The 13,584-nt window shown below is 44.4% G+C and carries 13 protein-coding genes; all 13 read right to left on the minus strand.

Annotated features, from left to right (window positions below; genetic code table 11):
- Positions 1 to 60 precede the first annotated feature (60 nt).
- Positions 61 to 1,110, minus strand: a complete 1,050-nt coding sequence (gene recA, locus ACIFSR_RS03105; RefSeq protein ID WP_054028920.1) for a recombinase RecA — start codon at positions 1,108 to 1,110, stop codon at positions 61 to 63.
- Positions 1,111 to 1,368: 258 nt separating this feature from the next.
- On the minus strand, positions 1,369 to 2,619 hold the full coding sequence (locus tag ACIFSR_RS03110) for a competence/damage-inducible protein A (protein WP_430054900.1): 1,251 nt from the start codon (positions 2,617 to 2,619) through the stop codon (positions 1,369 to 1,371).
- Between the two features lie 92 nt (positions 2,620 to 2,711).
- Complete coding sequence (pgsA, locus tag ACIFSR_RS03115) at positions 2,712 to 3,287, minus strand: CDP-diacylglycerol--glycerol-3-phosphate 3-phosphatidyltransferase (protein ID WP_138751526.1); 576 nt, start codon at positions 3,285 to 3,287, stop codon at positions 2,712 to 2,714.
- A complete protein-coding gene (locus ACIFSR_RS03120; RefSeq protein WP_179089831.1) occupies positions 3,284 to 3,427 on the minus strand; it encodes a hypothetical protein in 144 nt (47 codons plus the stop codon). Before ACIFSR_RS03120 ends, pgsA begins: the two co-directional genes overlap by 4 nt.
- A gap of 251 nt (positions 3,428 to 3,678) precedes the next feature.
- Complete coding sequence (locus ACIFSR_RS03125; RefSeq protein WP_076269206.1) at positions 3,679 to 4,173, minus strand: YajQ family cyclic di-GMP-binding protein; 495 nt, start codon at positions 4,171 to 4,173, stop codon at positions 3,679 to 3,681.
- 28 nt (positions 4,174 to 4,201) lie between these two features.
- Positions 4,202 to 5,164 carry a RodZ domain-containing protein gene (locus tag ACIFSR_RS03130; RefSeq protein ID WP_430054904.1) on the minus strand — a complete coding sequence of 321 codons (963 nt, stop codon included), beginning with the start codon at positions 5,162 to 5,164 and terminating at the stop codon, positions 4,202 to 4,204.
- Between the two features lie 18 nt (positions 5,165 to 5,182).
- Positions 5,183 to 5,950, minus strand: coding sequence for a DUF3388 domain-containing protein (locus tag ACIFSR_RS03135; protein WP_076269204.1), 768 nt, complete (start codon positions 5,948 to 5,950; stop codon positions 5,183 to 5,185).
- A gap of 189 nt (positions 5,951 to 6,139) precedes the next feature.
- Positions 6,140 to 6,391, minus strand: coding sequence for a DUF3243 domain-containing protein (locus ACIFSR_RS03140; protein ID WP_076269203.1), 252 nt, complete (start codon positions 6,389 to 6,391; stop codon positions 6,140 to 6,142).
- A gap of 108 nt (positions 6,392 to 6,499) precedes the next feature.
- Positions 6,500 to 7,246: an elongation factor P 5-aminopentanone reductase gene (gene ymfI, locus ACIFSR_RS03145; protein ID WP_076269202.1), complete on the minus strand. Its 747-nt coding sequence runs from the start codon at positions 7,244 to 7,246 to the stop codon at positions 6,500 to 6,502.
- Entirely contained in the window at positions 7,243 to 8,529 is a 1,287-nt protein-coding gene (gene yfmH / locus ACIFSR_RS03150; protein WP_076269201.1) for an EF-P 5-aminopentanol modification-associated protein YfmH, read from the minus strand. Before yfmH ends, ymfI begins: the two co-directional genes overlap by 4 nt.
- Before the next feature lie 3 nt (positions 8,530 to 8,532).
- On the minus strand, positions 8,533 to 9,807 hold the full coding sequence (gene yfmF, locus ACIFSR_RS03155; RefSeq protein WP_339208974.1) for an EF-P 5-aminopentanol modification-associated protein YfmF: 1,275 nt from the start codon (positions 9,805 to 9,807) through the stop codon (positions 8,533 to 8,535).
- A gap of 147 nt (positions 9,808 to 9,954) precedes the next feature.
- Positions 9,955 to 10,740, minus strand: coding sequence for a spore cortex-lytic enzyme (sleB, locus tag ACIFSR_RS03160; RefSeq protein WP_076269200.1), 786 nt, complete (start codon positions 10,738 to 10,740; stop codon positions 9,955 to 9,957).
- A gap of 118 nt (positions 10,741 to 10,858) precedes the next feature.
- The gene (locus ACIFSR_RS03165) at positions 10,859 to 13,534 is read right to left on the minus strand and encodes a DNA translocase FtsK (protein ID WP_430054909.1); all 2,676 of its coding nucleotides are present in this window, start codon (positions 13,532 to 13,534) and stop codon (positions 10,859 to 10,861) included.
- Positions 13,535 to 13,584: the final 50 nt, after the last annotated feature.

Here is a 13,584-nt window from a genome sequence, read left to right on the forward strand (position 1 = left end):
CACAGCTTCGCCGTCCCTAACAGGACGGCGAAGCATCAACACGTATAATTGCCGGACAATTTATTCTAGATCTTCGAACTCTTCATCGTCTTCATCAGGTTTGAAATTAGCCTGAGTTGCTGCTGCAGACAAGTTGCTCGCATCGCGAATTTGCTTTTCAATAACTTCGGCAACATCCTTGTGATCTTTCAAATACTGCTTCGCATTCTCACGACCTTGGCCCAGACGCTCGCCATTGTAAGAGAACCATGCTCCGCTCTTCTGAACGATATCCATCTCAACACCGATATCAACAAGCGTACCTTCTCTGGAAATACCTTCGCCGTACATGATGTCCACCTCAGCTTGCTTAAACGGTGGAGCAACCTTGTTCTTAACAACCTTAATACGAGTACGGTTACCTATCATGTCATTGCCTTGCTTCAGCGTCTCAATACGACGAACGTCAAGACGTACGCTCGAGTAGAATTTCAATGCGCGTCCGCCTGGTGTTGTCTCGGGGTTACCGAACATAACGCCGACTTTCTCACGCAATTGGTTAATAAAGATCGCAATTGTTTTCGATTTGCTAATTGCTCCCGATAGCTTTCTCAAAGCCTGAGACATCAGACGAGCTTGAAGACCTACGTGAGAATCACCCATGTCGCCTTCGATTTCAGCTTTCGGTACGAGTGCCGCAACGGAGTCAATAACGATAATATCTACCGCACCGCTTCTTACAAGAGCTTCGGCAATTTCCAAAGCTTGTTCGCCTGTATCAGGCTGCGAAAGCAATAGCTCATCAATATTTACACCAAGCTTGCTTGCATAAAGCGGGTCAAGCGCATGCTCGGCATCGATAAAGGCAGCTTGTCCGCCAATTTTTTGAACCTCAGCAATCGCGTGAAGAGCTACTGTCGTTTTACCAGAAGATTCTGGTCCATATATTTCGATAACCCGTCCACGCGGTAATCCGCCTATTCCCAAAGCAATATCTAGAGCAAGCGAACCGCTAGGCACGGTCTCAACTTGCATGTGTGTGGATTCTCCCAATTTCATGATGGAGCCTTTACCAAATTGTTTCTCAATTTGACGCAAAGCCATTTCTAGTGCAGCGCGACGATCCGACAAGAAACTCACATCCTTCTTTATTTATAATTTTATGATACCTTTTTTCCGGCAGGTTGACAAGCATTTTTTCGAACATACATTCGCCTTTTCGCTTCGCCCCCTTAAATGGACATAAAAAAACCGCAGCAAAGGTAATCTTCGCTACGGTTCTTCCGATAACTAAGCTTTATTATAACGGTCAAACCGTCAATTGACAAACATTATTTATGGCAATCATCCATTTGCCAAACATGCATCTGCCATTCCTAATCAGCAAAATTACCGTGCTTGCAGCGCAAGCCACAAACGATACAAAGCAGACTTTACTGCTCTCATTCTGATCATGCCTCTGCCGCCACTCAAATTCAGCGTATGAACAGCGGTCGGTTTGCCGCGCTCGGCAATTCCTACATAGACAAGCCCCACTGGCTTGCCTTCTGATTGTGCTGGACCAGCAACTCCTGTCAAAGAAACGCCAAAATCAGCATCGGAGAGTTCTCGAACCCGCTCTGCCATTAAAGCGGCAGTCGAATCGCTAATCGCTCCAGGAGCCCCTTCGCCTTCAAGCTGAGTCATCGGAATGCTGAGCAAATGATGCTTCATTATATTGGTGTAGGTGACAACCCCTCCTACGTACTCTCCACTGCTTCCAGGAACGTTTGTAATTAGCTCGGCAAGCAAACCCCCACTAATGCTTTCCGCGCTCGCCAGCTTGCGTCTTGAGGCTCTCAGCAGGTGTATAACCTCCTCCTCCAGAGGGATATCCTGCTCTGCATACAAATATTCGCCTACCCGCTCCTTAATCTGCTGCACACTTTTATCGATTTTCAGATCAGCCTCAATGGAAGAGCTCGCTTTGGTCGATATGCGTATCGAAACCTCGCCTTCCTTTGCATATGGTGCGATCGTAGGATCAAGCTGCCCATCAATCAGATCCAGAAGCTTAGCTTCGAGGTTGGATTCACCTATCCCCGCAAACTTTAAAATGCGAGAATAAAGCGGATTGGCCTCTCCCATCATCGAACGCAGCCACCGTTCACCGGCATCTTCCATCATCGGCTTCATTTCACGCGGCGGTCCCGGCAGCAGCAAATAAAGTGTTCCATCAACAGACAAACCGTTGCCAACAGCTAAGCCTGTAGTATTTTCCAACGGAACCCCGCCATCGATCATCAAAGCCTGACGACGATTGCTCTCCACCATATGAATGCCGCGCGAGCTGAACATCTGCTCAATTGCTGACATAGACGGCTCATGAATACTCAGCTCACGGTTCAAATAATCAGCTAATACATCTTTTGTAAGATCATCTTGTGTTGGTCCGAGTCCGCCAGTAAAAACAAGCAAATCCGCTCGGCTTCTGCCGATCTCAATGGCTTGCCTCAGGCGAGCAGAATTATCCCCAACTACAGTCTGAAAATAGACGTCTACACCCAACTCTGCAAGCTTCTGCGATAAGTATTGGGCATTCGTGTTAACAATTTGCCCGAGCAGCAGCTCTGTCCCGACTGCAATAATTTCTGCTTTCATGATTCAAGTTCTCCTTCATATTCAAATGTATGAGTAATTATAGCCATATAAGCAAAAGCATCTCCCCTTTTTGACGGAAAGATGCTTTACCATTATTCTACCGGAATCAGATGTTTGTTTTTCAAGAAATAATCAATGCCTGAGTAAACCGTAATAGCAGCTGCTACCCAGCTTGCAATAACATCGAATGGAAAATCAATAAAATTGAATGGGAAATTATTAATAAGGAGAGCGATAATCATCGTAATTTGAATCGCCGTCTTCCATTTCCCCCAAGTGCTGGCAGCCATAACAGAACCCTCTAAAAGTGCGATTTGACGAAGTCCTGTAACAGCAAACTCTCTACTGATAATAACAATGGCAATCAGCGCATTAAGTTTATCCATTTCAACAAGTGAAATGAGCACTGCCGCCACGAGAAGCTTATCCGCCAAAGGGTCAAGCAGCTTGCCGAGGTTAGTTACAATTTTGTTTTTCCTTGCAATATAACCATCTAGACCGTCTGTACTTGCTGCCACAATAAAAATGAGTGCCGCTGCAATTTGATTGTATGTAATGGAGAAGTCAGAAATCGTGAACGACCCCAAATCCACTTTAATAAGCAGAAAAAACATAATAACCGGCACCAAAAATATTCTGGCTAGTGTAATGCGGTTCGCCAGATTCACGCAATTCCCTCCTCAGATCGATCTAACTCATAGGTGTGCGTTACGCGAACCCTTTGTTTGTAAAAAAAATCAGATTTTTGTCCCAGCTGCAATTCATTTGTTAAGCAGCTTTGAGTGACCGCATGTGTTTTTTCTCTCATCTATGTATCCCCCAGATCCAACTGTAAAGCTGTCTAAACAAGTATAATACATGCCATTACACGTGTCAAAAGCGGCTAAAGCCTCATTTTTCATCTATGGCTTTACCAAAACGAAAAGCCCCGTTTCTCGGAAACCGATGAAACGAAGCCTTTTTAAATATAAGAAAGTATATATTTTGCACCTACTCATCTTATATTTCTTCGTCAAAGCTGCTTCGGCATCCAGAGGACGCTGAAGGTGTTTTTGCTTGTTAGGAACGATAATTAGTAAATTGAAGCTCTACAGGCAAATCAGCTTCCCTAAGCAGCTTCATAACAGCTTGCAAATCATCTAAGCTTTTTCCAGAAACGCGCAGTTGGTCGCCTTGAATCAAGCTTTTTACCTTCAGCTTTGAATCGCGGATAAGTATATTAATTTTTTTTGAAACATCCTGCTCAATACCCTGTCTTAGCTTAATGCGCTGACGAACCGTATTGCCGGAAGCACCTTCAATTTTTCCATAGTCCATATTTTTAATTGGAACTCCGCGTTTTACCATTTTGGATAATAAAATGTCCAGCACACTCTTAAGCTTATACTCATCCTCTGAAGCAACAACAAGATCTTCCTTCTCAAGTGCAATGGAACTCTTGCTGCCTTTGAAATCAAAGCGTGTTTCAATTTCCCGCTCCGCCTGCTTAATCGCATTGGCTAATTCTTGCATATCCACCTTGGATACAATATCAAATGCATTTTCTGATGCCAATTCAATCTCTCCTTTGTTACGGTAATCATTATTCCGTTTTCGTTTGATTCGTTTCCGTACCTGTACCTGTACCTGTACCTGTGTTAGTGCCAGATTCAGTTCCAGTATCAGTATTTCCACCTGTTGCAGCGTTTTCGTCAATTAGAGGTTTAAGCAGCAGCTTCTTCGAGCCTGCTCTGTCCCCGTCAGGAACAATAACGCCATCAACCTTAATTTCCGTCAAATCTGCTCTACCAACATTGATATAAAGCGGACCCGTAAGTTCAAATGATTCTACACTACCGTCCTCAGCATTCGCAGAATAAAGCTTCTCGCCTTGATTGCTGTCTGAACGTACCTCTAACCAGCTTCTGCCGCCGCTCACTTTAACTTCAACCTTATGGGCAACGCCAACAGGACCGATATCATATTGATCCGCTTTGCCTACTTTGCTTCCGAAAGTAACCGTTGTTGGTGCTTGAGTTGGTGTTGGCGGTGTTGGATTGTCGGTTGGCGTGTTTTCGTTTCCACCCGCGGTTCCTCCCTCGTTCGTAGCTGGAGGTTTTGAAACTTCCGTGATATTGGTATTGTTGTCGGTTTGTTTGGCACCACCTGTGTCATTATTAATAACATACACCCAGATGACGACAACAATTAAAATAAGAAACGACCACATCATCACATTGAAGCCGATTTTCCCTAGTCTTTCTGAAGACTGGGACTGCACACGTCTTGGTGATCTTGATACAATCGGCTCAGATATTTGTTCTACCGGCGCTGCAGGCACCTCATGCTGATACAAACGAAGCACTTCGTCCGGATCAAGCCCAACAGCTTCTGAGTAATTTTTCACAAATGCTCGTACATAAAAAGGACCAGGCAAAACCGTGTGGTCTCCACTTTCAATCGCTTCCAAATACCGTTTTCTAATTTTTGTCGTTTCTTGAATATCATCAAGCGTTAATCCACGTTGCTCTCTCGCCTTGCGAAGCAATTCTCCTAAGTCAGACATGAGACGGCCTCCTTCCGATTAGAAATCGTCTGTATAGTTAGTTGTAAAGGACTCATAAGAAATTTCTTCATCTGGGTTGTTCCGTAATTCAACAATAATATCAAAATGGCTGTAATCGTAATTGGATTCCTTAATAAATATGTCCGGATGCTCAATTACTTTAGTTGATGGCATAGCCATAATTTCCTGAAGCAAGCTGTAATGCTTTTCATTTGAACGAATCGTACTGACGATGCCATCAATGATAAAAATCGTATTTGGCTGCATTTCGTCCTCTGACATCTGGCTTCTAACCGTCTGGCGCAATAAGGTGGAGGACACAAAGGACCATCGTTTGTTCGAGCATACGCTTCCTGCAATAATGGATTCCGTCTTCCCAACTCGCGGCATCCCTCTTACTCCTATAACCTGATTGCCGTCTCGTTTAAACACTTCACCCAAAAAATCGACCAAAATGCCCAACTCATCGCGTGTAAAACGAAACGTCTTGCGATCATCAGAGTCACGCTCAATGTAGCGTCCATGTCGCACTGCCAAAATATCTACAATTGTAGGCGTTCTCAGTTTGTTAACAGTAATATTATCTACTTTTTGCAGCATTTTGCCAAGCAACTCAATCTTCTCATCATCGTCAGTTTGAAGCAGCATGCCCCTTGTTCTATCTTCCACACCGTTAATTGTCATAATATTAACCTCAAGCATACCGAGCAATGAGGCGATATCTCCAAGTAATCCCGGGCGGTTTTTATGTATTTTGTATTCCATGTACCATTGTTTCGATTCCAATGCGGTCACCGTCCTAAACCTGTTCTTGTAGAAGTATGTAAAAGAAGATTACATACATCATGAAACATAATTCTACAAGTTTCGTCACAATCCTGCAACCCAAAAAGAAACATTGCAGAAAAGCCTCCTAGAGGAGGCTCTTCTGCTTCTGCTTCTGTTAAGGAAGATGACGATTTCGTACGATTGCTGCTAAGACTCCTGAACGAGCTTGACCATTAAGCATGCAAGTGTTTTGCGTTCTGCTTCATCGCCAGCGTCCCATAGCTGCTTCAATACGCGTTCTTCCTCATTTTTCGGATCGACCTTCTCGTCGAGAAAAGTACCGATTTCATAAGCTAAGCTTGAAATCGTTTCTTCCGTCATGCCGATTTTTTTGGCTTGCGATACACGCTCTGCCAAAAATTGCTTCCATGTTGCAAAATTAGAAAGTACGGTTGACATGTTTCTTCGCCTCCTAAGGGTATAGAAAAAAATCATCAACAGTCATATGATGCGTAAACACTGTTCTAATTATGCAACAAGCTTGTCCCAAGAAGCAGCTGCCACCGACTACGTATGCCATCCGCCATTCGGACTAATGACTTGGCCCGTAATATAGGAAGATTCCGGCAGTGCAAGAAAATATACAAGTGAGGCAATTTCATCTGTTGAGCCAAAACGTCCAACCGGAATTTCCTGCTGAATAGCTGCCTTTTCCTCTGCATTGAATCCATCCATCATTTCTGTCTCAACTGCACCAGGAGCAACCGCATTGACAGTAACGCCTGTCGGCGCCAGCTCTTTCGCCAGCGCCTTAGTAAAGGCGTTCATGCCACCCTTCGTCGTGGAATAGAGAACCTCACACGAAGCTCCTGACATTCCCCAAATAGAAGAAACATTTATGATGCGGCCAAAGCGCTGTGCAATCATATTCGGCATAAATAGCTGCGAACAAAGGAACATTCCTTTTAGGTTAACCGCCATCACATCATCCCATTCTTCCTCTGTCACATCCATTAACATGCCATAATGTGAAATTCCTCCATTATTAACCAATATATCGGGAAGCATATTATGGCTCTCCAGCTTCTCCCGCATCCGCTCCAGCTGCTCCTTAGAGCGCAGATCAGCAGAAATGGTTAACACATTCGCACCAAGAGCCATACACATTCGTGCCGTTTCATTTGCTGTTTCATGAGATTGCAAGTAATGGATAACGATATTTACGCCTTCCGCTGCAAATCGTTTAGCAATAGCTGCTCCGATGCCGCGGCTTCCCCCCGTAATAAGAACCGTCATCTGTTGGAGCGTCTTCATTTTGAAGGCTGTTCCACAATGGATACTGCAAGCTGATCGAAATCAAAATGCTCGCGGAGCCGTTCATTCACTTGTTCAAGTGTACATTTCTCATAGAAATCGAGGACGTCGAACATGTCGCTGTCACGGAATCGATATCTTGTAAATTCACCGGCAATTGCTTCTGGGGAGTTAAGCATACGCAAATATCCACCGATTTTTTTACGTTTGGATCTTTCAAACGCAGTAGGCTCAATACCGCTTACCAAAACGGCTTCAACCGCCGTTCGGATTTGCTTAATAAGCTCATCAGGATTTGGAGTATCTCCGCCGATAACGGAGAAAGCATAACCCGTACTCGAATTATACTCGCTTCCAAATGAATCAGAGATCAGATCATTTTCATACAGCTGCTGATAAAGCTTAGAGCTAGGCCCAATTAAAGCATCCAACATCAGCTTAGTCGTTACTTCTTGACGAAGAAGCGCTTCCCCTTCAAGACCTGTCTGCTTTTCTTTGAAGCCCAGCATGCATTTAGGCAATGATACAGGAAGCTCCGTTACCTTACGCGCAATTTTCACTGTTTCCGGCTCTTTCTCGAAATAACGTTCAATCGGTCCTTGAGGTTCAAACGACTTGCTATTTTGATTGTCGCGGACAAGCTGGAATACTTCCTCCGCCTTCACTCCGCCAACAACAAACAACAACATATTTGATGGGTGATAAAACGTTTCATAGCAGCGATATAGCGTTTCCTTATCTATTTGCCTGATGGACTCGACAGTGCCGGCGATATCAATATGAACAGGATGCTCATGATAAAGCGCATCAATCAATCCAAAATAGACTCTCCAATCCGGATTGTCGCGGTACATATTGATTTCTTGCTCAATGATCCCTTTTTCCTTCTCCACATTTGTATCCGTAAAATAAGGATTCTGAACAAAATTGATAAGCGTCTCTAAATTCGCGTTAATTTGCTCCGTAGCCGAAAACAAGTATACGGTTCGGTCAAAGCTTGTAAAGGCATTAGCCGATGCACCTTGAGAGGCAAATACTGCGAAAATATCACCTGTAGGCTCTTCAAACATTTTATGTTCCAAGAAATGTGCAATACCGTCCGGCACTTTTACAGGCGGCTGGCTGCCAACTGAAAAACGGTTGTCAACGGATCCGTATTTTGTAGAAAATGTCGCGTACGTTTTATGAAAGCCTTCCTTCGGAAGCACGATAACTTCAAGTCCATTATCAAGCACTTCACGATACAAGGTTTCCTGAACATTTGGATAATTTAGGGTTTGCACCTTTTATGCCTCCTTTCGATCGCGCAAAAAGTAAATCGTATCGAGCTGTACTTGCTCTGCAACCTTAACGATATCCTCAGCTGTTACCGCTTGAACCTGCTCAAGCAGCTGCTCTGCACTTCGATCTTTACCCGTTAACACGCCATTAAAATCATAAGCGATCATCTCATACGCTGAGTCTTGAAGCTCACGGAGGTGATTGGATATCATCGCCTTGGTTTGATTCATCTCAAGCTCCGAGAGCTTTCCTTGACGCATGCTTTCAAGCTGCTCTTTAATAATCACAACTGCTCGCTCGTAATTTGCAAACTCAATTCCGGATTGAATTGTGCATAGCCCTTTATGTCCATCAAGACGGGATGCAGCATAATAAGCCAAGCTCTCTTTCTCGCGCACATTCAAGAAAAGCTTAGAATGAGGGTATCCGCCCAAGATGCCGTTGTACATTAATGCAGCTGGATAAGCATCATCAACATACCCGACTCCCGTACGAAGCCCTAAATTCAGCTTGCCTTGACTGACCTCCATCCGTTCTGTAACCTGTTTCACTTCCTTAACAGGGTGGTGGATATTAGGAGTGGAATAAGCAGATGGTGAACCATCCTTCAACTTGAAGGCGCTCGACACAAGCTTCGTTACTTCCTCAAGCGTCGTATCTCCAACGACATACAAGTCAAGCGCAGCATTATCCAGCCACTGCAAATAGGATTCATATAGTGACGATGAGGTAATGGATTCGATTTCAGCAAGCTTGCCTAGTGGATGCAAACGATAAGGCTCATCCGCGCACATTTCTTCCAAGCAGCGCTCAGCGGCGTATCGAATTTTATCATTTACGATCGCCTCTAAACGTTTTTTGAGCGTCGTTTTTTCGGCATCTACATACTTCTGATGGAAACCATTCTGATCTATGAGCGGATCTGTTATTACATCACCTAGAAATTGCAGCGATTCTGCAAGAAGTGGAGTATCGGATGAAACAAACTCATCATTTATGACATCCATTCGAAATTGGACAATCTGAGAGTCGCCTCTTTTATATACATCAAACCCAAAGCCTGCGCCATATAAATCGTCAAGCTTCTCACGAAAAGTAATCGTTTCTGGTAATTTCGCCGTGCCTCTTCTCAGTACAAACGGAATAAGAGCAACCGGTGTTACTGTTGCTTCTTCAAGTGAAAGTCCCGCAAATAACGAAATGGCAAACGTTTTGAATCGTTTTGTAGGCAATACATGCAGACGAATGCGCTGCAGCTGCCCTCTTTCAAATGTGGACACTCGGTTTGCTCCTTTCAACGGCGCGTTATAGAGTAAATCTATTCCATTAAACAAATCACTATACCATTCTAACCTATAGGAAATGGAAGAAGCAACCACTGCTGCACTAGGCAGTAACGGCTGCTTCCTTTCGAGAATGGCTTATAGTTACATACAGAATATATGCTTGCCGATTGTTTTAATTTGTGTTCTTGTCCAGATCCATTTTGAGGTTGCTGTTTCTGGATTGAAATAATAAAGACAACCGCCGGAAGGATCTTGGCCGTTAATGGCATCCATAACTGCCTCGCGCGCTTTCGCATTAGGCGTGAGCCAAATTTGCCCGTCAGCAACCGCTGTAAAGGCACCAGGCTGAAAGATGACGCCATAAATCGTGTTAGGGAAACTTTGAGACTTCATACGGTTAATAATAACCGCAGCAACTGCGATTTGACCTTCATACGGCTCGCCTCTTGCTTCACCGTATACGGCATTAGCCATAATCTGTATGTCATTTTCCGACAAGCCTAATCGGTTGGAACCTCCAATGGGTGCCTTATTGCCGGAAGAACCAGCATCTTCTTTACCGCCAGAATTAGAACCGGAAGCAGGCGGGGCTGCTGCTGATGGCGTCCATTTTTTTGTTGCTTCCCAAAGCTTCAGCTTTGTTTTGGCACCGACAATACCGTCCGATTTAAGCCCAAACTTCCATTGAAACCAAGTGACCGCATTTTTTGTGCTCGATCCAAACTTACCGTCTATATCACCTTTAAAATAACCGAGGTGCTTTAGCCGTCCTTGCAATTCTTTTACGTCTTGTCCAGTTGAGCCTACCGTTAAGGTGGCGTTGCTGAACGTTTCCTTTACTCCGTCATGCTTTCCACTCAGTAACGAAAAGGAACCGAACAACAACAGCACGATAATCGAGGTCACCAAAATCAAACGATTTCTCATGATGGGATCTGCCTTTCTCTTGCAAGTTAGTTCGCTTAAGGTAGCGTTACCTAACTTTAGTATGAGAAGTTGATCCCACTTCTATGCACTTCGTTCCGTTTTCTGCAAACTTCGGAAATTATGAGCTAGCTCTTCCAGCTTGAAATTGATCGAGTGTAATTAGCACTTCCCGCGGCTTACTGCCTTCATAAGGACCAACAATAGAGCGAGCCTCCATTTGGTCAATCAATCTTGCCGCTCTAGTATAGCCAATTCTCATCCGCCGCTGCAGCAAGGAAACCGATGCCTGCTTCGCTTCCAATATCACTTGTACCGCCTGATCATAAAGCTCATCCAGCATTTCGTTCCCATCCGTTGATTCCTCCTCAACTTCCGGTACAAGATCCTCTTTATACTGCGCTTCGGCTTGACCGCGTGCGTAGTTTACTAATGATTCTACTTCTTGATCGGATAAAAAGGCCCCTTGTACCCTGATCGGCTTTGACATCCCAACCGGCAAGAAAAGCATATCACCGCGACCAAGCAGCTTTTCCGCTCCTACCATATCAAGAATGGTCCGAGAGTCTACCTGAGAAGATACACCAAAAGCAATACGGGATGGAATGTTCGCTTTAATAACGCCCGTAATGACATCGACTGATGGCCGCTGCGTTGCAATGATAAGATGAATACCAGCTGCACGCGCCATTTGAGCAAGCCTTGCAATGGAGTCCTCTACATCGTTTGCAGCAACCATCATCAAGTCAGCAAGCTCGTCCACAATAACAACGATATAAGGTAGAACAGCTGCAGGGTTATCGGCCATTAAATTGTTGTAGCCTTCGATATTGCGAGTTGCGGATTTGGAGAAAAGCTCATAGCGGCTTTCCATCTCAACAACAATTTTCTTTAGAGCTAGAGAAGCACGCTTTGGATTCGTAACAACAGGAGCGAGCAAATGCGGAATCCCATTGTATACGTTCAGCTCAACCATTTTTGGGTCAATCATAAGAAATTTAACCTCGTCTGGCGCAGCCTTATACAAAATACTCGTAATAATGCCGTTAATACAAACGGATTTACCGGAACCTGTAGCACCTGCTACAAGCAAATGGGGCATTTTGGCTAAGTTGCCTACAATCGTCTGTCCCGATATATCTCGGCCGAACGCGATAGACAATTTGGACGCAGCATTTTGAAACGCAGTGGTTTCCATTACCTCTCGCATTGTTACGACGGAAACCTCCATATTTGGTACTTCTATCCCTATAGCTGATTTCCCCGGAATCGGTGCCTCCATACGGATATCCTTAGCCGCTAACGCAAGAGCAATATCATCCGTTAAACCAACAATTCGGCTTACTTTAACGCCCGTTGCCGGCTGAACTTCATAACGAGTTACTGCTGGACCGCGAACAACATCCAGTACTTTAGCACGTACGCCAAAGCTTTCCAGCGTTGCTTCCAGTTTTCGGCGAGAGTCGTACATGTCGGATGCATCTGCATTTTTACTCATTAAATTCGGTTTAGTAAGCAGCGTAAAAGGCGGCAGCAGGTAAGGCTTAGGTGCGTTTTCTTCGGCAATAGGACGTTTCGGAATCGGTTGCTCCGTATCTTCCTCATACACAAGCGCTTCTGAAGAATTAGCACCAGCCGCGATTATTTCAGGCTCCAATAAATCTGTATCATCCTCAGCCTCTTCCAGAGTATCGTTAAGCAGATCTGAATTAGCTAATTCCTGAATAGGATTCGTTTGGTCCCATGCTTCATCACGATTAGGCACAAGCGGCTCATGGTCGATTATAAGACCATCACCAGCATTTTCCCATGGCGGCGTGCTGTCATGCTCATGAATATCTGGATTCAATTCTGTATGTAAATCAGCGCCGGATTTCTCCCAAGGCGGTTCGATATCATTTTGCCAGGCAGGCTTCGCGCTTGCAAGCGTATCCGTTCCATTTGGCTCGAACACCCATTCATCCTGTGGATGACTGGATATATCAGACTCTTCCTCATCTTGATCCTGTCTCCAAGAGAAAAACAAGGATCTTCTTTTCTTCTTCTTAGGAGGAGCAGCAACATAACTTTCATGATCGTCATCAATTGTTTCATCATCATCATCGAAATCAGCCTGTCCAACATTGGCACTCGCTTGTGCTGCTGCGGCAGCACGCAGGGAAGCTCGCTTCTCCCATTTAGCTGCAAGCAGCTTGAACATACGATTGACACGAGTCGTAACCAATCTCCCTAACTCCACATAAGACTTACCTGTCATAAGCATGATAGAGATCGCGAACATAACAAACATAATAAGCTTCGCGCCATAATACCCGAACAAAGAGAAAAATAATGAATATTGAATAGCGCCTACAAAACCACCGCTTATTTCTTTGTCTCTAATCGGTAAATCATTTTCGGCCGGTACACTTATTAAAGATAATTTCAAATCGCTGCTAAGCTGATTAAAAATCTTCGACCCTGTCAAATCAACCGTAGGGCTCAGCTTTTGATCAATTTCAGATATGGAGCTCATAAGTGTAAACGCAAGCACCATAATAAACAAGCCTGTTCGCTTGTTCGTCCATCCTTTAGGCCAAGTGCGTTTGATCATGACTGCAAGTCCAATGACAATCCCAATTAGTGCTAATACAAAATAAAACTTGCCGAGCACAAGCCCAAATAGCTTGGATAACGAGCGCCCGACAGCCGCCTCTCCAGAGAGGGCAATAATTGATATTGTAATAAGCAAAATTCCATATACTTCATATTTTAAGTTTGTGCCAATTGATTTTTTTCGTCTCTTTTTCTTTGCCAAATCCGTCACCTCTGGTAAAAGATTATACCATAGGTGGGCAAATGTTCCTA

It is taken from the genome of Paenibacillus sp. NRS-1760, assembly GCF_050467785.1.
GTDB lineage: Bacteria > Bacillota > Bacilli > Paenibacillales > Paenibacillaceae > Pristimantibacillus.

Bases quoted from the DNA above. Each gene is read 5' to 3' on its own strand.
- ACIFSR_RS03110 (WP_430054900.1), bottom strand. From the start codon at position 2,619: ATGAAAGCAGAAATTATTGCAGTCGGGACAGAGCTGCTGCTCGGGCAA.
- ACIFSR_RS03120 (WP_179089831.1), bottom strand. From the start codon at position 3,427: ATGAGAGAAAAAACACATGCGGTCACTCAAAGCTGCTTAACAAATGAA.
- ACIFSR_RS03130 (WP_430054904.1), bottom strand. From the start codon at position 5,164: ATGTCTGACTTAGGAGAATTGCTTCGCAAGGCGAGAGAGCAACGTGGA.
- ACIFSR_RS03140 (WP_076269203.1), bottom strand. From the start codon at position 6,391: ATGTCAACCGTACTTTCTAATTTTGCAACATGGAAGCAATTTTTGGCA.
- ymfI (WP_076269202.1), bottom strand. From the start codon at position 7,246: ATGAAGACGCTCCAACAGATGACGGTTCTTATTACGGGGGGAAGCCGC.
- sleB (WP_076269200.1), bottom strand. From the start codon at position 10,740: ATGAGAAATCGTTTGATTTTGGTGACCTCGATTATCGTGCTGTTGTTG.